Genomic DNA, 24,645 nt, shown 5'->3' with positions numbered 1-24,645 from the left:
TTCGTTGTCTTTTTTCTTTTACTAAATCGTTATAGATAAAATTTTATGTATTTCTTATATATTTCCTATTTATAGCTGAAAATTTAATATTAAATTTGAAATTAATAAACTAAAAATCACATATATGAGTATTATAATTAATGTTCACGCGAGACAAATTTTTGATTCAAGAGGAAACCCAACTGTTGAAGTAGATGTAGAAACAGAAAATGGTTATGTTGGTAGAGCAGCAGTACCATCAGGAGCATCAACAGGAGAGCATGAAGCTGTAGAACTTCGTGATGGTGGAGAAAAATTTATGGGAAAAGGCGTAACTAAAGCAGTTGATAACGTAAATTCAGTACTTGCTGAAGAGTTGTTAGGTGTTAATGTTTTTGAACAAAATTATATAGATACCCTAATGTGTAAAATAGATGGTACACCTAACAAATCTAAATTAGGAGCCAATGCTATTTTAGGAGTGTCTTTAGCTGTAGCTAAAGCTGCATCAGCAGAGTTAGGTATGCCATTATACAGATACGTTGGAGGCGTAAGTGCTAACACATTACCTGTACCAATGATGAATATTATAAATGGAGGATCACATAGTGATGCACCAATTGCATTTCAAGAATTTATGGTGATGCCTGTAAAAGCAAAAAACTTTTCGCATGCATTACAAATGGGAACTGAAATTTTTCACAACCTTAAAAAGGTGTTACATGATAGAGGTTTAAGTACAGCTGTTGGTGATGAAGGTGGTTTTGCACCTAACCTTGAAGGAGGTACGGAAGATGCTTTAGAAACAATTGCTTTAGCTGTTAAAAACGCTGGTTATACTTTAGGTGATGATGTGATGATTGCTTTAGATTGTGCTGCAGCAGAATTTTTTGTTGATGGTAAATATGACTACACAAAATTTGAAGGTGAAGCTGGTAAAGTAAGAACTAGTAAAGAACAAGCTGATTATTTAGCTGAATTATCTAAAAATTATCCAATTATTTCTATTGAAGATGGTATGGATGAAAATGATTGGGAAGGTTGGAAATATTTAACAGAGCAAATAGGTGATAAAGTACAATTAGTTGGTGATGATTTATACGTAACTAATGTAGAGCGTTTATCAAAAGGTATTTCTCAAGACATAGCAAATTCAATATTAATTAAGGTAAACCAAATTGGTACATTAACCGAAACAATTGCAGCTGTAAATATGGCTCATAATGCAGGTTATACATCAGTTATGTCACACAGATCAGGTGAGACTGAAGATAATACAATTGCTGACTTATCAGTAGCTTTAAATTGTGGTCAAATTAAGACAGGTTCAGCATCTAGAAGTGATCGTATGGCTAAATACAATCAGTTACTACGTATTGAAGAAGAGTTAGGAGATGTAGCTTATTACCCAAAAGAAAATGCATTCAAAATTAAACGATAATTTAATTTTAAATTAAAACTTTATTAAAGTCTTTCAATTAATTTTGAAAGGCTTTCTTGTTTTAAAGTCAATAATAAAAATTTCTTATACTAAAATTGTTAAAAGCATTATAAATACGTTTTCTAAATCGTTATAGTTTTTGTAAATTTACAGACCAATTGAACATCAAATAAATCAATATATATGTCAAATAAAGCAACGCTTGAAATTAATGGAGAAAAACATGACTTTCCATTAATTGTAGGTACTGAAAATGAAATAGGAATAGATATCAAAACACTTAGATCTGCTACTGGTGGAGTTACTACAATTGATCCAGGTTTTAAAAACACAGGGTCTTGTGAAAGTGCTATTACCTTTTTAGATGGAGAAAAAGGAATCTTAAGATATAGAGGATACTCTATTGAAGAATTAGCTGAAAAAGCAGATTTCCTAGAAGTAGCTTATTTGTTAATATTTGGTGAATTACCAACACAAGAACAATTAGATCAATTTCATAGTGATATTAAAGATGAATCTCATGTTGATGAGGACTTAAAGAAAATCTTAGAAGCTTTTCCAAAGTCAGCTCACCCAATGGGAGTTTTATCTTCATTAACCAGTGCTTTAACAGCATTTAATCCTTCTTCTGTAAATGTAGATTCTGAAGAAGATATGTACAAAGCCATAGTTAAGATATTAGGTAAATTCCCTGTATTAGTAGCATGGACAATGCGTAAAAGAAAAGGGCAACCTTTAAATTACGGTAGCAAAAACTTAGGTTATGTTGAAAACATCTTAAAAATGATGTTTGAAAAGCCAAATGAAGATTACGTACAAAATGATATCTTGTTAAATGCTTTAGATAAGTTATTAATTCTTCATGCAGATCATGAGCAAAACTGTTCTACATCAACCGTAAGAGTTGTTGGATCATCTCATGCAGGATTATTTGCATCTTTATCTTCTGGTATTTCTGCACTTTGGGGACCATTACATGGTGGAGCAAACCAAGCTGTATTAGAAATGTTAGAAGCTATTAAAGAAGATGGTGGAGACACTAAAAAGTTTATGGCTAAAGCAAAGGATAAAGAAGATCCTTTCCGTTTAATGGGCTTTGGACACAGAGTTTACAAAAACTTTGACCCAAGAGCAAAAATTATTAAAGTTGCTGCAGACGAAGTTTTAGGTGATTTAGGAATTGAAGATCCAGTTTTAGATATTGCTAAAGGTTTAGCGTCAGAGGCTTTAAGTGATGACTATTTTGTTAAAAGAAAATTATATCCAAATGTAGATTTTTATTCAGGTATTATTTACAGATCTATGGGTATTCCTGTAGAAATGTTTACTGTAATGTTTGCTTTAGGTCGTTTACCAGGTTGGATCGCTCAATGGAAAGAAATGAGACTTCGTAAAGAACCAATTGGACGTCCAAGACAAATTTATATTGGTGAAAACTTAAGATCTTTCAAGTCAATTTCTGACAGATAAAATCTAATAAATTATACAACAAAAAGCTTCATAAATATTTATGAAGCTTTTTTATATCTTTACTTTATGTTAAAAATTAATGTAAAAAACGAAACCTCTAGACTAAGAGCTGTCGTTTTAGGAACAGCAGTTAGTAATGGTCCAACACCAAAATTAGAAGAGGCTTACGACCCAAAATCTTTATTGCATATCAAAGCAGGTACTTATCCAATTGAAGCAGATATGGTTAATGAAATGGAAGCTGTAGCAGCTATTTTTGAAAAATATGATGTTAAAGTTTATAGACCAGAATTAATTAGAGATTGTAATCAGATTTTTGCTAGAGATATTGCGTTTGTTATTGATGATGTTTTTATTAAAGCAAATATTCTTCCAGATCGTGAAAACGAATTAGAAGCAATACAATATGTTATAGACCAAATAGATCCAGAAAAAGTAATAAGACCTCCAGAAGAAGTACACATTGAAGGTGGTGATGTAATGTTATGGAATGACTATATTTTTATAGGTACTTACAAAGGTGAAGATTATTCAGATTATATTGTTGCAAGAACAAATAAAGCAGGAGTTGATTTTATTACCCAACAATTTCCTGATAAAAAAGTAATGAGCTTTGATTTAAACAAATCTCAAACCAATGCTTATGATAACGCTTTACATTTAGATTGTTGTTTTCAACCTATAGGGACAAATAAAGCGATTTTACACAAAGAAGGTTTTAGAGACGAGTCTGAATTTGAATGGCTATTAAACTTTTTTGGAAAAGACAATTGTTTTATTATTTCTAAGGAAGAAATGTTTAATATGAATAGTAATATATTTAGTATTTCTGAAGACGTTATTATTTCTGAACAAAATTTTACTAGACTTAATACTTGGTTGAGAGATAAAGGATTTACAGTTGAAGAAGTTCCTTATGCTGAAATAGCAAAACAAGAAGGTTTGTTAAGATGCAGTACAATGCCTTTGTTAAGAGATTAGACAAATTGTTTTAAATTTATATAAACGTCCAAAATTAGATTTTGGACGTTTTTTTATTTAAAAATTCTGCATTAAACCAATGCACCATTGGCACCAATAACTTGTCCAGATATCCATTTAGAGTCATCACTTGCTAAAAATAATACAACATTTGCTATATCAATAGGTTTAGCAAGCCTATTAAAGGCTGTTTTAGAAGCTAGATTTTTAATGGTTTCTTCAGATTTTCCTTTTAAAAACAGTTCGGTCTCTGTTGCTCCAGGAGCAATTGCATTTACAGAAATACCACGACCAATTTCTTGAGAATATACTCTTGTAATTTGTTCAACAGCTGCTTTTGTTGCAGAATATATAGAATAGGTTGGTAACATTAGTTTTGTAGTACTTGATGAAAAATTAATTATAATTCCATTATCAGCAAGCTTACTATCCGCTTCTTGTAATGTATTAAATATTCCGCCAACATTAACTTCAAATTGTCTTTTAAAATCTTGTTCTGTAGTATCTTTTAAGTGTTTTGAAATCATAATTCCAGCGTTGTTTACTAAAACATCTACTTTTCCATAAGTTTCAATAGTTTTATCAAATAACTTAGTGACTTCATCTTTATTACTTACGTCGGCTTGTATGGCAATTGCTAATCCTCCATTATTTGTGATGGTGTTTACGGTGTTATTAGCTTCTTGTTCGCTATTTGAATAATTAACAATTACTGTAGCACCATTTTTTGCTAGTACGATTGCGACTTCTTTTCCAATACCTCTAGAAGATCCTGTTACAATTATGACTTTATTTTTGAGTTTCATATACTTTTTATTTTAGTTTTATTAATTGCTCTGCAATTAATTTCAAATTAGATTCATTTATTTCAGGTGCATCAGCTAAAGGGTAAAGTTGAGCGCCTGGTCTGCTAATAAATGCAGTTCTCCAGTTTGCCCAAATGGCTCCAGCGATATCCCAACCATGAGCTGCAACTAACATACACTCGTTTGGATTTAAACCACTTTTTCTTGCAGCCCAATCATAAGCATCAGTATGTGGTTTAAACTTACCTATATCTTCAATACTATATCTATCATCAAAATACTGAGTTAAGCCAGCATTTTCAAATTGTGTTTTAACACCTTTGTTAGATGAGTTTGTAAAAGATATTAATTTATAACCAGCATCTTTTAGTGCTTGTAAGGATGCTTTAACTTCTGGGTGAGCAGGTAATGATCTAATAGGTCCTAAAATAGAGTTTTTTGCATCGTCTTCTGTAATTGTAATTCTGTTATTTTGAGCGACCATTTGTAAAGCTGCAGCACCAATAATACCAAAATCATTATACTGTCTTCCAACAGTTGATACCAATGAGTATTGTAACATTGTAGTAAACCATAATTTTAATAAATCTTCTCTACCACCAAGTGCATCTGCCACACTTTTTTTCATGGCTGTTAGGTCTAGTAAAGTTTCGTTAACATCAAAAAATAAGACTTTTGGTCTTAGATCTGTTATTATTTTAGAGTTTGAAGTATTGTCTTTTGAATTAGCCATTCCAAATTGTGGTATTGCTGCTCCACCTAAACTTAATAAGGCTGTTTTTTTAATAAAATCTCTTCTTTTGTTACTCATTTTATTTGATGTTTTTAAAACATACTTATCGGTATGTTTTGGGTTAAAAAAATTAATATTTAATCTGTTGTAGATATATAGACAGTCCTAGAAGGTAGTCGTCCAGTATTAAATCGTCGTTATACAATTTTCTAATACCTCTAATACCTTCAAATGCGCTAATTAAGTAAACAGCAATTGCCTTACTTGAAAGCGTGTTTTTAATAGTTTTTTCAGCTTGACCTCTTTCTATTAATGTCATTAAAGATAGTTTCCAGTTTTCTACTATGTTTTTAAGGGCTAATTGATAAGCAACTTCATGATCACCAATTTCGTTAATTAAATTATTCATCGGACAACCATGTTGTTTTTCAAAAAAAGGAAAAGATTTTAAGCGATTTAAAAATACATTTTCCAATATATTAAAAGCATTACCTGTTTCTTTTAAAGGTAAAATCATTCCATTAACAACTCTTTTTTCAACTTTTAAAGTTATGACTTCTAATCCAAGTTGTTTTTTGTTTTTGTAATGATGGTAAAAGGCACCTTTACTTAAAGTTGTAGCTTTCATTATTTTATCAATACTTGTAGACTTAAAACCAGACTTATAAAAAAGACTAAAGGCATTATCTAGTATCAATTGTTTAGTTAATTCTGATTTTAATTCTTGCTGCATGATGTAAAAATATAAAAAAATACCAGTTAGTATGTTTTTGCAAGTTATAATAGTTTGTTAATTAATTTTAAGAGAATTTAAAACCAAATTCTAAAACTTACATTTGGAGTCAGTCCTAAAGACACATTTTCGATTTTAGAAATCTCATCATTATTAATGGTGTAGTAAGTATTTAAGATGTTTTCTTTATTTAGGATATTCCAAAGTGAAGCTCCAAATTCGGCTTTATTTTGCCCGAGTTTAAATTGATAAGTAGAGGAAATATCAGCTCTTAAATAATCATCCAAACGACTACTGTTTGGTGCTTGATAGTTGATGGTGTTATTTTGTATTGGATTTTGCGCATCAGGTTGAGTATAAGGTTTACCAGTATGCCAGTTAATACCAAATGCAACTTTTAATTGTTGCCAATTATAAGTGCTACCAAAGTTAATTTGATGTGCTACATCAAAATTACTTGCAAATTCTTGACCTTGATTTAGGGCTTTAAATACATAGTTATTAGTGCTGTAACTGTAACTAATCCAAGTACTAAAATCTTTTATTTTTTTATTTATTAAAAGATCAATTCCTTTGACATCATAGCGACCTAAAGCATTAGTGTATTGGTATTGATTTTGAAACCCTTGATTACGTGTTGTAATACCATCGACTAATTTGTAATAACCTTCTGTACTAACTAACCATTTGTTTTTATTAAAGGAAAGTCCTAGGCTAATTTGTTTACTTTTTTGAATTGGTATTGTATTGTTGTTTGCTAAAACCCATCGTCTTTTTTCGACACCTAAAAAGTCATTTTGAAAATCTATAATTTGTGAAGTACTTTGACTTTTATGTTCACCTGTAATTTCAGCTTTAAAATGTTTCAAAAATTGATGACTTAGATATAGCCTAGGTTCTGTAATAGAAATATTGAATTTTCTGAAATAATTATGTCGTAAGCCTAATTTTAAAACTGTTTTCTTATTTTTTGTATGAAGCTCAGTTTCCGCGAAAGCGCTAAAAGTACGAAGTACACGTTTAAGATTACGTTTAAATAAAGGTGTGTTTATTTCTTCTATATTACTTACTGCTATTTGACTAAACTGAAGTCCAGTATTTACATTAATTAATGGGTTAAATTTATAACTAGCATCAAGATTAAATCCATTATCAATGACCTTATTTTCTTGCACTAAACGTTGGTTGTTTGTCATGTCATAATCTGTTGATTTTAAATCATAGTTGGTGTAATAACCACTAAAATTAGTTGTAAAATGATGATTCCAATTTCGTGTATAATGTATAGAAGACGCTCGGTTTTGTTGTTTTAATTGGTTGCTTGTGTTTTGAGAAGTATCGCTGTTAAAGGTTTCTTCAAAATCTAATTGGTTGAATATGTTTAAAAGTGTAAATCTAATCTTGTCTTTGGGACTTATATCGTGTAATAATTTTAATGCAATATCACTAAACCTAAAAACCTCTTTACTTGTGGTATAAGTTTCGTTATTTGTTACATCAGAGTCCTGAAAGACACGTTTAAAATATTGATTATAGGTAGGTGTGTTTAACACATCTGTTAAAGATCTTCTGGTTGCTAGTTGTAGTTGAGTGTTCTTAGCCAACGGAATGACTGCAAACCCATCTGCAGTAATCATATTTACACCAATTCCTGCATTTAAATCTTGATTGGTATTGTCTGATAATTGCATGTCAACTACGCCCGAAACTCCGTCGCCAAATCGTGCAGTAGTACCATTTTTAATAACCTCAACGTGTTTTGTCAAATAGGGATTAAATGCAGATATTAACCCAAAGAAATGACCAGATTGGTACATTTTTATTCCATCGTAAAGTATTAAATTTTGGTCATGTGTACCACCTCTTAAATTTATATTTGAAACGGTTTCGTCTACACTTAAAACACCAGGAATAGCTTGAATGGTTTGTAAAATATCAGGTTCTATCAGACCTGGTAATAGTCCAAAAGATTTTGGGCTGATGGTTATGTTACCAGATTTATTTTTGTGGATACCTTTTGTAAGTATATTAGAGACAACAACCTCGTCTAGTTTTTGAAAACTAAAATTATTTTTTGTTGTGGAAACTGTAATAAAATGATCATCTAAGAGATTGAATTTTAAATTTGTTTGATTTTCTATATTACTTAAAATACTAGATAATTGGTCTTTACTATCATAGGTAACCATAATACCTTTTATGGTTTGATCTGCATAAGAAAAACTAACCTTAAATTGATACTCTAAGGTTGATAAAACATCTAAAAGAGGCTGTTTTTTTTGGGCATAAACAGAACAGCTAAAAACCAGTAATATAAATATTTGTACAGTAGCTTTTAACGATTTACTCACGCGTTAAAATAATAGTGTTGTTAACTTTTTTGTATTGTAATTGCAATGGTTGAGTTATGGATTGTAATGCAATTGTAATGTCCTTATGTGTGAATTTACCAGAAAATAACACACTTTTATCAAAGTTTTTAGCTTCAATTTTAACGTTGTATTGTCTTTCAAATTCTGCTAATACTTGGTTTAACGGAACACTAATAAAACTACTAACATTGTTAATCCATTCAGGATTATGTTTTGTAACAGGATAACGATTTATAGTTTTATTATTGATCATTAAAAACGATTGACCTGCATTTAATATTGTTTTTTTATTATTTGATTGTACGCTTACAATACCTTCAAAACAAGTAACTTCAAAATAATTTAAACGTTGTTTTACATTAAATTGTGTGCCAACAACAGTAACTGTACCTGAAGGCGTTATGACATTAAAAGAGCTACCTTTTTTTACTTTAAAAAAGGCTTCTCCTTTTAGTAAAACGTCACGTGTTTTAGGAGTCCACTGTTTTGTATTATAAGTAATAGTTGATTGTGCATTTAAATTTACAGAAGAATTATCAGGTAATTCAATGATACTTTTTTCGGCTAATTGAGTTGTTATAACAGTATCTAAAGTAGTTGTGTAATAATAAGCACCAAAACAAATAGCTAAAATTGCAGCAATTTTTAAAACAGAGGTCCACCAATTTTTGTTAGCTTTAGGTGTATTATTTATTTTAGATAAAACAGCATTATAATTTGCTTCTGTATCAAAATCAGGAGCTTTAAAACCTTGACTGTAATCGGATAATTTTATAATAGCATCATAATCCTCAAGAGCTTTAAATGCTTCAAGCTCTTGTGGTGTCAGGTTATTATCTAACCATTTTAATATTAATTGTTCTTTATCCATAACTTCAATTCAACAATAAAACAAGATAGTAGCGAAAAATCCTACCCTAAATAAATATTTTTTTGATTATAATTCGTCAATTTCCTGACGTAATTTTTTTAAGGCACCATAAATGCGCTTTTCTACTGCTTTTGTACTAATATCAAGTAAGGTAGCAATTTCTTTAAATCTTTTACCTTCAACGCGATTTAATAAAAATGCGACACGTTGTGCTTCAGTCAAATTTGCAATAGCTTGTTCTAGTTTTTGTCTGTATTGTTTTTCTTCCAATAAAAATTCAGGAGACAAATTTGTATGATGTGTGGTTATTGTTTTTTGATGTTTTAGTATTACTTTTTGATGTGCTACTTCATTTAACATTAAATTATTTGCAATTGTAAACACATAACTTTTAGCTTTATTAGGTGGTACTTTTTTACAGTTTTCCCATAATTTAACAAAAGCTTCTTGTGCCTTATCTTCAGGATTTAAATGCGCTCCAAATTTATAAAACAAAAAGTCATGTAAGTTTTTTGCATGCGTTTTAAAAAACGATTCAAATAAAAATTTATCGCAAATATTTTGATGTAACTGTTTAGGCATTAAAGAGCTTTAGATAATTAAGTTACAATAATAGAACTATTTTTTTTAATTAAGGTAGGATTATTTGTACATAAGTTGTTTTATATTCAGCAAGTCATTAGCATTGCTATGAAAAGAAAAAATAACTCAAAAAAATTAAAAATGAAGATCTTTAGTTTTAAACCGTACAAATTTTATTTTTACTTACCAATATTGTTTTTAACCTTAGTATTGTCCTGTCAAGACGAAGTTTCAGATATTATAACCTCTGAGCAGGAGGATGTTATTGAAGCTAATTCAGACACAGCCAACCTCATGTCAATGGTCGCTTTAAATGATGGGTCTGTAGACAATATCATAGATTATGCTAACTGTATAGAGGTGGTCTTACCTGTAACAATTACAACAAATGGTGTTACAATAACAATTCAGAGTATAGAAGAATACGCAGAACTTGAAACATTGTTTCAAACCTTTACAATGGGTCAAGAGGCTATTCAGTTTAGCTATCCTATAACGGTAACACTTAATGATTATTCAACAATAACTATTAATACTGAATCAGAATTATTAGCACTTATTAATACGTGCAATGATGAAAATGAAATTGATAATGATATTGAGTGTATTGACATCCAGTACCCAATAGCATTTTCTATTTACGATACAGATTTTCAAGTTAGCGAAACAGTAACCGTAGATAATGATGAGGCTTTATACCTGTTTTTAGAAAGCTTAAACGCATCAGTAATAACCAGTTTAAATTTTCCTGTAACTTTAATTTTAGCAGATGGTAATACTCTAGAAGTTAATAGTAATCAAGAGTTGGAAGTCGCTATAGCTGAAGCTGAAGATGATTGCGATGAAGACGATGACTTTGATTTTTATGATACTGATTGTACAGAAGACACAATAGAATTAGACTTAAAAGAATGTATATGGAATTTACCTGTTTATAACACAACAGATCCATTAAATAGTTATTACATTCAATTTAATGTAGACTATAGTTTTGTAACATATAACCTTTATGGTAACCCAGTACATGATGGTGTTTGGACGGTTAGTCAAAATGATGACAATCAATTTATATTAGATTTAGATACTAATTGGGAAGATTTATCAGGATCTTGGATCATAGACAATTGTAGTCAAACAAATCTATTTGAATTACATAATACGAATACCCAAGCCTTAGTTGTTTTAGAGCAAAATTGTGATGTTAATTTTGGGTATAGTTGTTTTGAAGATATAACATTTACAGTTTGTGATGATGACGGAAGTTTGGACCTTCAAACTGCAATTGTATTAGAAGATCTTTATCCAAACTGTACATCAAGTGATCTAAATATTTATTATTTTAATACAGAAGCAGATGCTAATGCTAGTGCAAATCCTTTAGCTTCTCCATACACTAACATGTCAAGTACTGAAGTGATTTATGTGAGAGTAGAGTTTGTAAATAATCCAAACGAATTTCAAATATTTATTGTAAATTTAATGGTGCAAAATTGTACTTCATCTTGTACTGAAGGTGATGTTGACGGTATTTTACAAGATTGTAAATGGATAATTTCAAGTTATGAAGGTGATTCTAGTTTTAATATTTTCAATATAAATTTCGAAAATGATCAAAACATGATTATAAATTCAGATAACGAAAACTACTCAGGTAACTGGTCTACATCTCAAAATGGAGGACAAGTTGTGGTGACTTTGTCTGATATCTCAGGTGGAAATGTACAAATTTTAGATGGAGACTATTATGTAGTAGAGTGTACTGCAGATCAAATAATATTACATGAAGTTACAAATAGTAATATTGAAGTCGTTTTAGATAAAGATTGCGATTAAAAATTTAGTTTTAGTTAAGTTGATTAAGGGTTGCTAATTTTAGCAGCCTTTTTTTATGTAATTATTTATAACCTAAACTTCGTAAATACGCTTCAAATTCCTATTTTTGTGCTTCTTAAAATCAGAAAATTTATGTTTAATAATTTAAGCGAAAAGTTAGATAAAGCGTTACATGTACTTAAAGGTCATGGTAGTATTACAGAAGTAAACGTTGCCGAAACCCTAAAAGAAGTACGTAGAGCACTTTTAGATGCCGATGTTAACTTTAAAATAGCCAAAAATTTTACTAATACTGTAAAAGAAAAAGCGCTTGGTCAAAACGTATTAACGACGTTACAACCAGGACAGTTAATGGTTAAGATTGTAAAAGATGAGCTAACACAATTAATGGGTGGAGATGTTGAAGGCATCAATATGTCTGGTACACCAACCGTTATATTAATGTCAGGTTTACAAGGATCTGGTAAAACTACATTTTCTGGTAAGTTAGCTAATTTCTTAAAAAATAAAAAAACTAAAAAACCTTTATTAGTTGCTTGTGATGTCTATCGTCCAGCAGCTGTTGATCAATTACATGTAGTAGGAGATCAAATAAAAGTAGATGTTTACAGTGATAAAGGTAATACAGACCCAGTTGCTATAGCGCAAGCAGGTATTGCTCATGCAAAGCAAAATGGACACAATGTGGTGATTATAGATACAGCAGGTCGTTTAGCTGTTGATGAAGCCATGATGACAGAAATCTCTAATATCCATAAAGCTATCCAACCACAAGAAACATTATTTGTGGTAGACTCAATGACAGGTCAAGATGCTGTAAATACAGCAAAAGCCTTTAACGATGTCTTAAACTTTGATGGTGTTATCTTAACTAAATTAGATGGAGATACACGTGGTGGAGCAGCAATATCAATTAAATCTGTAGTAAATAAACCAATTAAATTTATTGGTACAGGTGAAAAGATGGAGGCTATTGATGTCTTTTATCCTTCGCGTATGGCAGATCGTATTCTTGGAATGGGAGATGTTGTATCACTTGTTGAAAGAGCTCAAGAACAATTTGATGAAGCTGAAGCTAGAAAACTTCAGAAGAAGATTGCTAAAAACCAATTTGGTTTTGACGATTTCTTAAAGCAAATCCAGCAAATCAAAAAAATGGGTAACATGAAAGACCTGATTGGGATGATTCCTGGAGCAGGTAAAATGATGAAAGATATAGATATTGATGACGATGCTTTTAAAGGTATTGAAGCCATTATCCACTCCATGACTGTAAAAGAAAGAACTAACCCTTCAATTATAGATGCCAGTCGAAAAAAGCGAATTGGAAAGGGATCTGGAACTTCGGTTCAAGAAGTAAACCAATTACTTAAGCAATTTAATCAGATGAGCAAGATGATGAAAATGATGCAAGGAGGAAAGGGAAAAGCAATGATGAATGCAATGAAAAACATGAGGTAACTCATGTTTTTTTATTTTATATAATTAACTAACACACAACTAAAAAAATGACAATTTTAGACGGTAAAAAAGTCAGCAACGATATTAAAAACGAAATCAAAGCCGAAGTTGATAAGATGAAAGCTAACAATGAGAAAGTTCCTCATTTGGCAGCAGTTATTGTCGGTAATGATGGAGCCAGTTTAACTTACGTAGGAAGTAAAGTTAGAGCTTGTGAACGTGTAGGTTTTGAGTCTACAATGGTAAGATTATCTAACACAACTAGTGAGGTTGAATTATTAGATAAAATTGAAGAACTTAATAATAATAGTGATATTGACGGTTTTATTATCCAATTACCATTACCAGAACAAATAGATACCCAGAAGGTATTAATGGCTGTACATCCTGATAAAGACGTGGATGGTTTTCATCCAATGAATTTTGGTAAAATGGCATTAGATATGTCAACTTTTATACCTGCAACTCCTTTTGGTATTTTAGAGTTGTTAGATAGATACCAAGTAGATACTAAAGGTAAGCATACTGTAGTGATTGGACGTTCTCACATTGTTGGAAGACCAATGAGTATCTTGATGGGACGTAAAGGTTTTCCTGGTAACAGTACAGTAACTTTAACACACAGTCACACAAAAAATATAACGCAAATAACAAGTCAAGCAGATATTATCATTTCGGCATTAGGTGTGCCTAATTTCTTAAAAGCAGAAATGGTAAAAGATGATGCTGTAATTATTGATGTTGGTATAACACGTGTACCAGACGAAACCAAAGAAAGAGGTTACCGTATTACTGGAGATGTTGATTTTGAAAACGTTAGTAAAAAAGTAAGCCATATAACACCTGTACCTGGTGGAGTAGGACCAATGACAATAGCAATGTTACTTAAAAATACGCTATTGGCTAGAGAAAGACACAACAATAGATAATTGTTATTTATAAATAACAGATCAAATATTCTTTACAATGAAATATTTTAGCGTACTCACACTTGTTTATCTTTTAATAACAAGTGTGAGTTGTAAAGATGAAGTTTTAGAAACAAGCTCATTAAAAAGCTCTCCTAAAAAAAGCTGAAAAATATTATGTTTCAGCAGAATCTGGTCTAAATTATAGACAATCTCCAAAAGATAAAATATTAGGTAAATTTGATTTAAATCAAACGGTTTCAGTGATACATCGGACTGGTGTTTTTCAAGATATTGAAGATAATGATAAAATAGTTAAGGGAGAATGGGTTGGCGTTCAAAAAGCTAATGATACGGTATATGTGTTTGATGGATTTTTAACTAAACAAAAATTTTTTCTAGACGCTAATGTTAGTAAATCTATTCTTGATTATTATAATGTAAACTATGGTAAAGAAACTATTTTAGTGGATACTAAAAAGGATAGTTTACGCTCTTTAATATATTATGCAAAACCAGAAGATGACGATCAGGAATATGGTTTTTTTCAAATGGCTGTAACATTACCTAGAGTTAGAGATAAAAAGTTTTTGTACTACGGAGATTTAAATAATGATGGATTAGAGGATATGATTATTCCTGTTAATACAGAAGGTGGAGGAGGAGGAGGTAATGTATGGTGGATAGACTTATTTGTGTTTTTACAACAAAAAGATTCAAGTTTTTCATTTTTGACCACAAAATCTAATTGGGAAATTTCTGAATGCCAAGGTTTTATTCAATTAGATAAAATAGAAAATAATTTAATCTACGGTAAGTCTTCTTGCTATGCAGAAGATGATGGACGATGTTGTCCATCATTAAATTATTTAACCACACTTAAATTACAAAACAAAGATTTTATTGTAGTTAACTCAACTCAAGTCTTTGACAATTAGTAACTAGTTTTAATACTAAACTTATTTAGCAAATAACTGCGATTGATCCCTAAAGGTTTTAAACTCTAAAGCATTACCAGAAGGGTCTTTAAAAAACATCGTTTTTTGTTCCCCAACTAAACCTTCAAATCTAACATAAGGCTCAATAATAAAGTTGATGTTTTTGGTTTTTAAATCAGCTTCAAAAGTTGTAAAAACATCCCAATCTAAAACCACTCCAAAATGTGGTACAGGCACTTGTTTTCCATCTACTTCATTACCTGAAGTGTCTTCATTTACTTTCTCTTTAAAATGAATAACTAACTGATGCCCAAAAAAGTTGAAGTCTACCCAATGGTCACTACTACGTCCTTCTTCACAGTTTAAAACATCTCTATAAAAAGTACGACACTCTTGAAGGTTATGTACAGGAATTGCTAAATGGAAAGGAGAAATACTACTCATAATTAATCGTTTTTGCGTCTATTTCTTATAGGTCTGTCTTGATTAGATCTTGATTGTTTTCTGTCTTCTTTTTTAGATTGCTGCTCAGTTTCAGGTGTGTTTTTAGCTTGTCTATCTTTACTAGACTTACTTATTCTGCCTGTATTGCTTTTTTCAGTTTTAGCTTCGTGTATTTTAGTCGAGTCCTCTAAAAGTAAGTGTAATGTTTTTAACTCTTTCTCAGTAAACTCACGATATTCTCCAACAGGAACATCAAGTTTTATATTCATAATTCTAACACGTTTAAGTGAGGTCACTTCGTAGGTTAGATATTCACACATACGTCTAATTTGTCTGTTTAGACCTTGGGTTAAAATAATGCTAAAGGTATGCGAGTCTATTTTTTTACCACACATTTTTTTGTGGTTCTATCTAAATCTTCAAGATAAATACCTCCAGACATTCTTTTAATAAACGTTTGCGATATTGGTTTATCAACCGTTACAATATATTCTTTATCATGATTGTTGCTGGCACGTAATATTTTGTTGACAATGTCACCATCATCTGTCATAAATATTAATCCGTCACTTAATTTATCCAATCTTCCAATTGGAAAAATTCGTTTAGGATAATTTATAAAATCTATAATGTTGTCTTTTTCTACATTAGTGTCTGTAGTACAAACTATACCAACAGGTTTGTTAAATGCAAGATAAATAGGATTGTCGTTACTTTTTTTAATTATTTCTCCATCAACAGCTACAACATCATTAGCACTTACTTTTGTTCCTATTTCTGGTACAGCACCATTAATAGTGACACGTCCAGCGTCTATTAATTTATCGCCTTCACGACGAGAGCAGTAACCAGCTTCGCTGAGGTATTTATTTAGTCTTGTTAGTTTTTCTTCCAAAATATTAGGCATTTATAAAGTTAACCACAGCTTGATTTACACTTTTATCGCGTAATCCATGACCAAAACCTTCTGTTGTTATTAATGTTGAATTTTTAAAGTTAGATGAAATTAATTTAGCTTCATCATACATAATAATCTTATCTTGTGTATCGTGAATGATCAATCCTTGTAAATTAATTTCTTTTGAAAACTTGGCAGCCGAAAAATGTGAAGGTTCATAATTGAAACGTTCTAATACAATTTGGTTTAAACCATTTTCTATACGTTTATTATATCCTAGCATATTGACATAGTTTTTAAATACTTTGGTAAACTCTGAAGGAGCACCAAGTAGCACCATTTTTTCTAGGCTTTTATTCTGATATTTATGTTGAAAAAATATAGAAGACATACCTCCAACCGAATGTCCAACAATGACATTAGGTTGGTAATGGTTAGCTACAACATTTATAAATTCTGAATATAATATAGCATTAAATTGGTGTCCAGAGGACTGTCCATGTGCAGGACCATCTAAAGTTACAATGTTATAATCTTGAGCTTGTAAATCTGTTATAATTTGCTTCCATCTAAAGCTATTACTTTCCCATCCATGAGCTAATAAGACGGTTTCTTTTGATCCCTTCCAATTGTAGGTTTGGATTTTTAAATCTTTATAGTCTAATGTAGATTGGTTTGCAGAACTTAAAAAATCTTTTTGTTTTGGATTTAAACGTCCTTTTTTTGGTGTTGCAAATATGTCTAAAGCTTTTGCGCTTGCATATTTAGGTGCCACGTAGCTTATAGCGTTTAAACTATTACCAATTATTTTAGGAAGTACTTTAGCAATTGTTTTTTTCATTTTGTTTTTAATCTTCTCTGTTTACTAAATCCATCGAAAATGCTGGTGTGCAAATAGCAATATATTCGCAAGCAATAGTAAATGGATTAGAGTATTGTACACGTGTGTTTTTTTCTATTTTAATAGATTGTCCAGCTTCAAGTACAATTTGTTCATCATCAATTATAAATTGTTTTTTTCCGCTTATAATATAGGTATACTCATCAAATTCTGGTGTTTGAAAAGGTTCACTCCATCCTGCAGGAGCAATCATATGCGCAATACTGATGTCTTTATTACCATCTGTTGCTAAACCGACGTGTTCTTCTATTAGTTTTCCATCTGTTGTAGGAACAACAAAAGGACTGTTTTGTATTGTGTATTTTTTGTTTTTCATGTTAAAATAAGTAAAAATAATAACTAACTACATTGGTAAAAGTAATCCAGCAGGAAATAATTAAGCCTAGTGTTAAAAATAATAGTCTATAGTTGTATAATTTTAGTTTTCCTTTAAAGTAGTATAAATCAAAAATTTCAACTAATATTCCTATGCTATAAAAAATATTTGCACCAATTCCCCAAATAACTATTCCAATACAATCAAAAAATCCAAAATGGGTTGGATGCATTGTTAGTATTGTTACGAACCCAACTAATCCAACAATGATATTGTAAAGTAATCTTTTGCTTTCCCACCATTTTACAGTGTCATTAATAATTGATTTGGTATTCATCTTTAATAAAAGTTTACCAACCTAATATAAAAGATTTTATTGCTGCAGTTTCAGGTATATTAGCTTCTTCAATGGTTTTAGTCATGTTAAATCTAAATTCTGCTGGCAATTCATTTTTATCAATTAAGAAAAAAGCATCTGTTTCTTTCACAAAAATAGAAGCACTTTTAAAAGAGTTTTGAATTTTAGTAATCGTATAGTTGGCTTTAATATCTCCAAATGTACTTTTACTGTTTAGGCCTTTATCTGTTTTAAATCTTGGGTCTTTAATTTTGATGCTAGATATTGTAGCTGTTGAGTCTAGCGCTTGTTTAGGAGTTAAGCTTAATAATAGTTTTCCTCCCTTTTCATAAATATCGATGGTATTTAATGTACCAGAAAACTCGTCACCAGCTATTGGGTTTATTAAAGAGTCTTCCGCAAAAATATTTTTTAAATCTTTAACTTGAGTAGAGTCTGTTAATAATCCAATGTTTTGATTGGTAACTAAAAATTTATCAGCTTCGTTGTTACAAGATGATAATATTAAGGTTAATAAACTTAGGGATAATATTGTTTTTTTCATTGTTATTGTTGGTTATGTGATTTCCGCGAAAGCGAAAAATATTATTTCATTACTCGTTTTAAAATACCAAAAACACTTCTTATAAATGTTGCACTAGTTAAAACCTTTACTATTGGGTTTTGTGCTGTGCTACGTCGACGTGTAGAGGTTGTTTTAGTTTGTTTTTTAGCCTTTTCTTTTGCTGCTTTAGCATCTTCTTGTGCTTGTAAAGCTTCGGCTTTATCAATTTTTTTGTTTAATAGCTCGTAAGCGCTCTCACGATCTATGGTTTCGTTATATTTTAAAACTAATTTAGAATCGTCTAGTAAATTTTGTAATTCGTTGTTTGTTAGCACGTCCATTCTACTCATTGGTGCGCGCATCATTGTTGCAGCTAATGGTGTTGGTCTACCTTTTTCATCTAGAGCAGATACCAATGCTTCACCAGTACCAAGAGCGGTTAGGATTTCGGCAGTGTCATAATAATCTGTATCTGGATAATTTTGTGCTGCTAATTTAATGGCTTTTCTGTCTTTGGCTGTAAAGGCACGTAAAGCATGCTGAATTTTTAAACCTAATTGACTTAAAACACCTTCTGGTACATCTGTTGGATTTTGTGTTACAAAATATAGTCCAACTCCTTTACTACGTATTAGTTTGACAATACTTTCTATTTGATTTAATAAAGCTTTTGAGGCCTCGTTAAAAATTAAATGGGCTTCGTCTATAAACAGGACTAATTCTGGTTGTCCAGAGTCTCCTTGTTCTGGCAAAGTTTCGTAAATTTCAGCTAGTAAGCTTAACATAAATGTCGAAAACAACTTAGGTCTGTCTTGTATATCTGTTAGCCTAATAATGTTTATGTAACCACGACCATCTCTTGTGGTACGTAGTAAATCTTCGACTTCAAAACTTTTTTCTCCAAAAAACAAGTCGCCTCCTTGTTGTTCAATTTCAATTACTTTTCTAAGAATAGCTCCTGTTGAAGCTGAAGAGATACGACCATATTCGTCTTTAAATTCTTCTTTACCTTCATTGGTACAGTATTGTAATATTTTTTTAAAATCTTTAAGGTCTAAAAGTGGTAGTTTGTTGTCATCGCAATATTTAAAAATAACAGCAACTATACCAGATTGTGTATCTGTAAGGTCTAAGATTCTAGATAATAAAACAGGACCAAATTCGCTAATAGTAGCACGAAGCCTAACGCCATCTTGTTCTGATAGCGACATGATTTCTACAGGAAACCCTTTAGCTTCAAAGTCAAGTCCTATTTTAGCATGACGTTCGTCAATTTTAGCATGACCAGGACTAGGTTGTGCTAATCCACTTAAATCACCTTTAATATCCATTAGTAAAACAGGGACCCCTTTGTCACTTAAATTCTCTGCTAAAACCTGTAACGTTTTTGTTTTACCAGTTCCTGTTGCACCTGCAATTAGACCATGTCTATTCATGGTTTTTAATGGGACATTTACAAAAGCATCTTTAACTGTTTGACCATCTAACATGGCAGATCCAAGTGTAATAAAGTCTCCTTTACAAGTATTTCCTTCCGTGATGTGTTTAAAAAACTGGTCTTGTTTACTCATATCAAAAAAATATTTGTCGTAAAAATACTAATTGTAGCTTAAAAACTTTCAACTTTAAATATTTAAAACTTTCAACATATAAGATTATCTTTGCAAGCTATGAAGCAAGAGACGCAAGATTTAGTAAACAAAGGATTGATGTTGCCTTTAATGGAAGAGTTTTATACTATTCAAGGTGAAGGATATCATAAAGGAACTGCTGCTTATTTTATAAGAATTGGTGGTTGCGATGTTGGTTGTCATTGGTGTGATGTTAAAGAAAGTTGGAATGCAGATTTACATCCTCCAACAAGTACAGATGTAATAGTAGCAAATGCAAAAAAATATAGCGATACAGTTGTAGTTACAGGTGGAGAGCCTTTAACTTGGGATATGAAAGCGTTAACGGATAAGCTTAAAGCAGAAGGCTGTAAAATACATATTGAAACCTCTGGTGCTTATGAGTTAACTGGTCAATGGGATTGGATTTGCTTATCTCCTAAAAAAATGAAACTTCCAACTCAAGGGGTATATGATAAAGCTCATGAGTTAAAATGTATTATATACAATAAAGACGATTTTAAATTTGCTGAAGCACAAGCTGAAAAAGTAAATGATAATTGTATTTTATATTTACAACCAGAATGGAGTAAACGTGACACTATGATACCTATGATTGTTGATTATGTTATGGCTAATCCAAAATGGAAAGTGTCTTTACAAACACATAAATACCTAAATATTCCGTAAATAGTTGTATTATTGCACTATAGCTATTAATCATGGCGTAAATAATCTTTATAAGTTTTACAATATGATTAGAAATTTTTACAATGAAAATTGGAAACTCGTAACCTTTGACGAGACGATTTCCGAACAGATGAAATTTAAAATATCTAACTATGGTCGATTAATTAAAATTGATCAAGGTGTAGATGTTTTAATAGAGAAACAGTATCTTATAAATGGATATAGTACCATTCCTGTGTTTAAAAAAGATGGGAAGCGTACAGCACGATATATTCATAAATTAGTAGCAGAGCATCATTTAGAAAAACCAGAAGATGCTAAATATGTCTTACATTTAGATTACAACAAAACCAATAATACTGTTGAAAATTTAAAATGGGCTACTAAAAAAGAAAAAGAAACCCATCAGTTTAGTAACCCTCATTACTTAACCAGAAAGAAGGTTATACCAACATCTAAATTAACCGAAACACAAGTGATTAGATTGAAAAAACGACTTTTTGACCCAAAAAGACGTACAAGGTTAAAAATTTTAGCACGACAGTTTGGTGTTTCAGAGATGCAATTACATCGTATCAAAACCGGAGAAAACTGGGGACACATAAAAGTGTAATTACTGTTTAATAAATTTTACGGTTTGTCTTCCGCTGTTATTATGGACATCCAAATAATAAATTCCACTAGCTAAATCTTTAACGTTAAAGCTGTAGTTTTTATTAGTGTTGGAAGTTGTAATATGCTCTCTAGTTAAACGTTTTAAATATTTACCATTGGTATCATAAAGCTCAATTAGTAAATTGTCATTTGCTTTAAACTGTACGGTAAATTTTAAAAGGTCATTCACAGGGTTTTTTGTAAGTTTAATTCGTAAAGGCGATTTCGCTTTTACAAATAAATCTGTTGTACCTAAAGTTTGGTCTGTATATTTATAAATGGTAGTTCCTGCTGCATAGGCTAACGTTGACGATACTATAAATATACGGTTAAGATTGTTACCTATATTTAAATTGGTCCATGTTAATCCACCATCTGTCGTTTCATGAAAGCCAGTGGTATGTCCTCCAATCCAACCGTGAGTTTCGCTTACAAACCCAACAGCTTGTAATTGTGTTTCTGGAGCATCTGCTGCAAACCAAGTATTACCAGCATCAGTTGACTTTATAAATTTACCTAATGCAGTTGTAGTAGACTCAACTGCTCCAAAAATAAAATCAGTATTACTCTCTAGTACTTGAATTTTCCATACATAATCTCCAGGTGTATTTGAATTATAAATTTCGGTCCATGTATTGCCTCCATCTTCAGTTTTTAATAATGTGCCTCCATTACTATTTTGTCCAGCAACATAGCCAATGGTATCATTTAAAAAGTAAATTTCTACCAAAGCATCAGCATAGGTAGACATGTCAATATATTGCCATGTTGTACCACTATCTGTAGATTTAATAATAAAAGCTGGATTAAAATATGTGCCACAACCATAAATCGTGCTTGTTCCAACAGTGTCTAAACCACAAATAGCAAGTGGGTTTGGTGTTATATTAGTAACGCTAGTCCAGGTTATTCCACCATCTAAGGTTTTGTAAAATAATCCATTCAAGGTGCCTAAAAAGCCAATGTTTTCATCTAGAAACTCTATGTTTCTAAAATAATGACTACTACCTAAATCCGTTTGATTTAATTGTTCTGACCAAGTTAATCCACCATCAGTAGTTTTATATACTGCTGCGTAAAACCCATTAGCAGCCCAACCCAAGTCATCGTTTAAAAAAAGACATCATCAAACCTTTGGTTATTTGTATTGTTGACGCTATTTGGTGTTGGTTGCCAAGAAGATTGTGCATTTAATTGTATACAGAATAGTATTATAAATAGCTTGATTAGTTTCATTTTATGAGGCTTTTGTTGTGATATGTAAAGTTAATAATACTTTTGGTTAGTATTTTTGTTTCATTTTTTTATTAAATGTTATTTTTTAATTACAATATGTAATCATTAATTGATTTAGTGTTTTAATATTGAAACATAAAACCAATATTTGCTATATCAATTAGAATTAAAGAACTTAAAAATATAAAATTATGTGTGGAATTGTATGTGCTTTCGACCTAAAACAAAAAAGTGAAGATTTAAGACCTCAGGTATTAGAAATGTCTAAAACAATACGTCATCGTGGACCAGATTGGTCAGGTATTTATAGCGATGATAAAGCTATTTTGGCGCACGAGCGTTTAGCTATTGTAGATCCTGCTTCAGGGAAACAACCATTATTTAGTCCAGATAATAAATTGGTCTTGGCTGCAAATGGAGAAATATACAACCACAGAGATTTACGTAAACAATTTGAAGGTAAGTACGATTTTCAAACAGAAAGTGATTGCGAAGTGATTTTGGCTTTATACCAAGAAAAAGGAGTTGATTTTGTTGATGACATGAATGGTATTTTTGGTTTTGCAATTTATGATACCGAAAAAGATGAATACTTCATTGCTCGCGATCACATGGGAATTATTCCTTTGTACATTGGTTGGGATCAAAACGGAACATTTTATGTAGCTTCAGAGCTTAAAGCTCTAGAAGGAATATGTACCAAAATTGAATTATTTCCTCCAGGACATTACATGTCTAGTAAAGATGGAGAATTTGTAAAATGGTATAACAGAGATTGGAGTGAGTATGAAGCTGTAAAAGAAAACGAAACAAGTATTGCTGAGGTAAAAGAAGCTTTAGAGGCTGCTGTGCACAGACAGTTAATGAGTGATGTGCCTTATGGTGTTTTACTTTCAGGAGGATTAGATAGTTCTGTTACTTCTGCAATAGCAAAAAAATACGCGCAAAAACGTGTAGAGTCAGATGACCAGTCCGATGCTTGGTACCCACAATTACATAGTTTTTCGGTTGGGTTAGAAGGATCTCCAGATTTAGCTGCTGCGCAAAAAGTAGCAGATCATATTGGGACAGTGCATCACGAAATAAAATTTACAATCCAAGAAGGTTTGGATGCTATTAAAGATGTAATTTATAACATCGAAACCTATGATATAACAACAATACGTTCTAGTACACCAATGTATTTAATGGCTAGAGTTATTAAATCTATGGGAATTAAAATGGTATTGTCTGGCGAAGGTGCAGATGAGATTTTTGGAGGCTATTTATACTTTCATAAAGCACCAAATGCACAAGAGTTTCATGAAGAAACAGTACGTAAATTAGATAAATTACATATGTACGATTGTTTAAGAGCAAACAAAAGTTTAGCTGCTTGGGGAATTGAAGGACGTGTGCCATTTTTGGATAAGGAATTTATGGACGTTGCTATGCGTATCAACCCACAGGATAAAATGATTAATGGAGAACGTATGGAAAAATGGGTAATCCGTAAAGCATTTGAAGACATGTTGCCAGAAAGTGTAGCTTGGAGACAAAAAGAACAATTTAGCGATGGTGTTGGTTATAGTTGGATAGATACTTTAAAAGAAGTAGTAGAGAAAGAAGTGAGTGATGAGCAAATGGAAAACGCAAAATTCCGTTTTCCAATACAAACACCACAAAACAAAGAAGAATTCTATTACCGTTCAATTTTTGAAGGGCATTTTCCAAGTGATGCTGCAGCATTAAGTGTACCTCAAGAAGCAAGTGTAGCTTGTAGTACAGCAACTGCTTTAGAGTGGGATGAAGCCTTTAAAAACATGAATGAACCATCAGGAAGAGCGATTGCAAACGTGCACGATAAATCTTATGCAACGTCATAATTTGACCTGTACAGATTAAAA

At 31.2% G+C, this 24,645-nt stretch carries 23 protein-coding genes and 1 pseudogene; 10 read left to right on the top strand and 14 right to left on the bottom strand.

The genetic code is table 11. The features are described from left to right. Positions 1–124 precede the first annotated feature (124 nt). The 3 genes from eno to AC0L4B_RS00180 all read left to right on the top strand — a co-directional run bounded on the left by eno (position 125) and on the right by AC0L4B_RS00180 (position 3,871). Complete coding sequence (gene eno / locus AC0L4B_RS00190; protein WP_473438062.1) at positions 125–1,420, top strand: phosphopyruvate hydratase; 1,296 nt, start codon at positions 125–127, stop codon at positions 1,418–1,420. 183 nt (positions 1,421–1,603) lie between these two features. After that, positions 1,604–2,890 (top strand): citrate synthase, encoded by a 1,287-nt coding sequence (locus tag AC0L4B_RS00185; RefSeq protein ID WP_473438061.1) that lies wholly within the window; start codon positions 1,604–1,606, stop codon positions 2,888–2,890. A 66-nt stretch (positions 2,891–2,956) separates the two neighbouring features. Next, positions 2,957–3,871: a dimethylarginine dimethylaminohydrolase family protein gene (locus AC0L4B_RS00180; RefSeq protein WP_473438060.1), complete on the top strand. Its 915-nt coding sequence runs from the start codon at positions 2,957–2,959 to the stop codon at positions 3,869–3,871. 71 nt (positions 3,872–3,942) lie between these two features. Here AC0L4B_RS00180 and AC0L4B_RS00175 read toward each other — a convergent pair whose 3' ends face one another. The 6 genes from AC0L4B_RS00175 to AC0L4B_RS00150 form a co-directional block, all read right to left on the bottom strand. Further along, positions 3,943–4,677, bottom strand: a complete 735-nt coding sequence (locus AC0L4B_RS00175; RefSeq protein WP_473438059.1) for an SDR family oxidoreductase — start codon at positions 4,675–4,677, stop codon at positions 3,943–3,945. A 7-nt stretch (positions 4,678–4,684) separates the two neighbouring features. Next, positions 4,685–5,488: a haloacid dehalogenase type II gene (locus tag AC0L4B_RS00170; protein WP_473438058.1), complete on the bottom strand. Its 804-nt coding sequence runs from the start codon at positions 5,486–5,488 to the stop codon at positions 4,685–4,687. Between the two features lie 52 nt (positions 5,489–5,540). Continuing rightward, positions 5,541–6,143: a TetR/AcrR family transcriptional regulator gene (locus AC0L4B_RS00165; RefSeq protein WP_473438057.1), complete on the bottom strand. Its 603-nt coding sequence runs from the start codon at positions 6,141–6,143 to the stop codon at positions 5,541–5,543. 77 nt (positions 6,144–6,220) lie between these two features. Continuing rightward, the gene (locus AC0L4B_RS00160) at positions 6,221–8,494 is read right to left on the bottom strand and encodes a TonB-dependent receptor plug domain-containing protein (RefSeq protein WP_473438056.1); all 2,274 of its coding nucleotides are present in this window, start codon (positions 8,492–8,494) and stop codon (positions 6,221–6,223) included. Then, entirely contained in the window at positions 8,487–9,386 is a 900-nt protein-coding gene (locus AC0L4B_RS00155) for a FecR family protein (protein WP_473438055.1), read from the bottom strand. Before AC0L4B_RS00155 ends, AC0L4B_RS00160 begins: the two co-directional genes overlap by 8 nt. 66 nt (positions 9,387–9,452) lie before the next feature. Then, complete coding sequence (locus AC0L4B_RS00150) at positions 9,453–9,968, bottom strand: RNA polymerase sigma factor (RefSeq protein ID WP_473438054.1); 516 nt, start codon at positions 9,966–9,968, stop codon at positions 9,453–9,455. Positions 9,969–10,178: 210 nt separating this feature from the next. Between AC0L4B_RS00150 and AC0L4B_RS00145 the strand changes: the two genes are divergently transcribed. From AC0L4B_RS00145 to AC0L4B_RS00130, 4 genes are all read left to right on the top strand, one after another. Next, positions 10,179–11,801, top strand: coding sequence for a hypothetical protein (locus AC0L4B_RS00145; protein ID WP_473438053.1), 1,623 nt, complete (start codon positions 10,179–10,181; stop codon positions 11,799–11,801). Between the two features lie 132 nt (positions 11,802–11,933). After that, the gene (ffh, locus tag AC0L4B_RS00140; RefSeq protein WP_473438052.1) at positions 11,934–13,262 is read left to right on the top strand and encodes a signal recognition particle protein; all 1,329 of its coding nucleotides are present in this window, start codon (positions 11,934–11,936) and stop codon (positions 13,260–13,262) included. 47 nt (positions 13,263–13,309) lie between these two features. Beyond that, positions 13,310–14,191: a bifunctional 5,10-methylenetetrahydrofolate dehydrogenase/5,10-methenyltetrahydrofolate cyclohydrolase gene (locus tag AC0L4B_RS00135; RefSeq protein ID WP_028289276.1), complete on the top strand. Its 882-nt coding sequence runs from the start codon at positions 13,310–13,312 to the stop codon at positions 14,189–14,191. Positions 14,192–14,433: 242 nt separating this feature from the next. Then, the gene (locus AC0L4B_RS00130) at positions 14,434–15,108 is read left to right on the top strand and encodes a hypothetical protein (protein WP_473438051.1); all 675 of its coding nucleotides are present in this window, start codon (positions 14,434–14,436) and stop codon (positions 15,106–15,108) included. Positions 15,109–15,129: 21 nt separating this feature from the next. Here AC0L4B_RS00130 and AC0L4B_RS00125 read toward each other — a convergent pair whose 3' ends face one another. The 7 genes and pseudogenes from AC0L4B_RS00125 to AC0L4B_RS00095 form a co-directional block, all read right to left on the bottom strand. Further along, positions 15,130–15,552, bottom strand: a complete 423-nt coding sequence (locus AC0L4B_RS00125) for a VOC family protein (RefSeq protein WP_473438050.1) — start codon at positions 15,550–15,552, stop codon at positions 15,130–15,132. Between the two features lie 2 nt (positions 15,553–15,554). Next, a pseudogene (rluF, locus tag AC0L4B_RS00120) lies at positions 15,555–16,447 on the bottom strand (23S rRNA pseudouridine(2604) synthase RluF). Positions 16,448–16,451: 4 nt separating this feature from the next. After that, positions 16,452–17,291, bottom strand: a complete 840-nt coding sequence (locus tag AC0L4B_RS00115) for an alpha/beta fold hydrolase (RefSeq protein WP_473438049.1) — start codon at positions 17,289–17,291, stop codon at positions 16,452–16,454. Positions 17,292–17,298: 7 nt separating this feature from the next. Continuing rightward, positions 17,299–17,667, bottom strand: coding sequence for a cupin domain-containing protein (locus tag AC0L4B_RS00110; protein WP_473438048.1), 369 nt, complete (start codon positions 17,665–17,667; stop codon positions 17,299–17,301). A gap of 1 nt (position 17,668) precedes the next feature. Then, the gene (locus AC0L4B_RS00105) at positions 17,669–18,004 is read right to left on the bottom strand and encodes a hypothetical protein (protein WP_473438047.1); all 336 of its coding nucleotides are present in this window, start codon (positions 18,002–18,004) and stop codon (positions 17,669–17,671) included. A gap of 13 nt (positions 18,005–18,017) precedes the next feature. After that, the gene (locus AC0L4B_RS00100) at positions 18,018–18,569 is read right to left on the bottom strand and encodes a hypothetical protein (protein WP_473438046.1); all 552 of its coding nucleotides are present in this window, start codon (positions 18,567–18,569) and stop codon (positions 18,018–18,020) included. Between the two features lie 41 nt (positions 18,570–18,610). Next, a complete protein-coding gene (locus AC0L4B_RS00095; RefSeq protein WP_473438045.1) occupies positions 18,611–20,140 on the bottom strand; it encodes a helicase HerA-like domain-containing protein in 1,530 nt (509 codons plus the stop codon). A gap of 99 nt (positions 20,141–20,239) precedes the next feature. Between AC0L4B_RS00095 and AC0L4B_RS00090 the strand changes: the two genes are divergently transcribed. Both AC0L4B_RS00090 and AC0L4B_RS00085 read left to right on the top strand, forming a co-directional pair. Then, positions 20,240–20,869 carry a 7-carboxy-7-deazaguanine synthase QueE gene (locus tag AC0L4B_RS00090; RefSeq protein WP_473438044.1) on the top strand — a complete coding sequence of 210 codons (630 nt, stop codon included), beginning with the start codon at positions 20,240–20,242 and terminating at the stop codon, positions 20,867–20,869. A 130-nt stretch (positions 20,870–20,999) separates the two neighbouring features. Continuing rightward, positions 21,000–21,482 (top strand): HNH endonuclease, encoded by a 483-nt coding sequence (locus AC0L4B_RS00085; RefSeq protein WP_473438043.1) that lies wholly within the window; start codon positions 21,000–21,002, stop codon positions 21,480–21,482. Here the strand turns inward: AC0L4B_RS00085 and AC0L4B_RS00080 are convergent, their stop codons facing one another. Next, entirely contained in the window at positions 21,483–22,625 is a 1,143-nt protein-coding gene (locus AC0L4B_RS00080; RefSeq protein WP_473438042.1) for a YCF48-related protein, read from the bottom strand. It lies immediately after the preceding gene. Between the two features lie 325 nt (positions 22,626–22,950). On the opposite strand from AC0L4B_RS00080, the gene asnB reads away from it, so the two are divergent. Beyond that, positions 22,951–24,624, top strand: a complete 1,674-nt coding sequence (gene asnB, locus AC0L4B_RS00075; protein WP_473438041.1) for an asparagine synthase B — start codon at positions 22,951–22,953, stop codon at positions 24,622–24,624. Positions 24,625–24,645 lie beyond the last annotated feature (21 nt).

The organism is Olleya sp. NP1-10 (assembly GCF_055804415.1).
This window is presented reverse-complemented; position numbering and strand designations above follow the sequence as displayed.

What these genes read in the sequence shown, in the direction of transcription:
- AC0L4B_RS00090 (WP_473438044.1), top strand. Translation starts at nt 20,240, where the DNA reads ATGAAGCAAGAGACGCAAGATTTAGTAAACAAAGGATTGATGTTGCCT.
- AC0L4B_RS00185 (WP_473438061.1), top strand. Translation starts at nt 1,604, where the DNA reads ATGTCAAATAAAGCAACGCTTGAAATTAATGGAGAAAAACATGACTTT.
- eno (WP_473438062.1), top strand. Translation starts at nt 125, where the DNA reads ATGAGTATTATAATTAATGTTCACGCGAGACAAATTTTTGATTCAAGA.
- AC0L4B_RS00085 (WP_473438043.1), top strand. Translation starts at nt 21,000, where the DNA reads ATGAAATTTAAAATATCTAACTATGGTCGATTAATTAAAATTGATCAA.
- AC0L4B_RS00095 (WP_473438045.1), bottom strand. Translation starts at nt 20,140, where the DNA reads ATGAGTAAACAAGACCAGTTTTTTAAACACATCACGGAAGGAAATACT.
- AC0L4B_RS00175 (WP_473438059.1), bottom strand. Translation starts at nt 4,677, where the DNA reads ATGAAACTCAAAAATAAAGTCATAATTGTAACAGGATCTTCTAGAGGT.
- AC0L4B_RS00115 (WP_473438049.1), bottom strand. Translation starts at nt 17,291, where the DNA reads ATGAAAAAAACAATTGCTAAAGTACTTCCTAAAATAATTGGTAATAGT.
- AC0L4B_RS00135 (WP_028289276.1), top strand. Translation starts at nt 13,310, where the DNA reads ATGACAATTTTAGACGGTAAAAAAGTCAGCAACGATATTAAAAACGAA.
- asnB (WP_473438041.1), top strand. Translation starts at nt 22,951, where the DNA reads ATGTGTGGAATTGTATGTGCTTTCGACCTAAAACAAAAAAGTGAAGAT.
- AC0L4B_RS00155 (WP_473438055.1), bottom strand. Translation starts at nt 9,386, where the DNA reads ATGGATAAAGAACAATTAATATTAAAATGGTTAGATAATAACCTGACA.
- AC0L4B_RS00170 (WP_473438058.1), bottom strand. Translation starts at nt 5,488, where the DNA reads ATGAGTAACAAAAGAAGAGATTTTATTAAAAAAACAGCCTTATTAAGT.
- AC0L4B_RS00100 (WP_473438046.1), bottom strand. Translation starts at nt 18,569, where the DNA reads ATGAAAAAAACAATATTATCCCTAAGTTTATTAACCTTAATATTATCA.
- ffh (WP_473438052.1), top strand. Translation starts at nt 11,934, where the DNA reads ATGTTTAATAATTTAAGCGAAAAGTTAGATAAAGCGTTACATGTACTT.
- AC0L4B_RS00165 (WP_473438057.1), bottom strand. Translation starts at nt 6,143, where the DNA reads ATGCAGCAAGAATTAAAATCAGAATTAACTAAACAATTGATACTAGAT.
- AC0L4B_RS00125 (WP_473438050.1), bottom strand. Translation starts at nt 15,552, where the DNA reads ATGAGTAGTATTTCTCCTTTCCATTTAGCAATTCCTGTACATAACCTT.
- AC0L4B_RS00105 (WP_473438047.1), bottom strand. Translation starts at nt 18,004, where the DNA reads ATGAATACCAAATCAATTATTAATGACACTGTAAAATGGTGGGAAAGC.
- AC0L4B_RS00180 (WP_473438060.1), top strand. Translation starts at nt 2,957, where the DNA reads ATGTTAAAAATTAATGTAAAAAACGAAACCTCTAGACTAAGAGCTGTC.
- AC0L4B_RS00110 (WP_473438048.1), bottom strand. Translation starts at nt 17,667, where the DNA reads ATGAAAAACAAAAAATACACAATACAAAACAGTCCTTTTGTTGTTCCT.
- AC0L4B_RS00150 (WP_473438054.1), bottom strand. Translation starts at nt 9,968, where the DNA reads ATGCCTAAACAGTTACATCAAAATATTTGCGATAAATTTTTATTTGAA.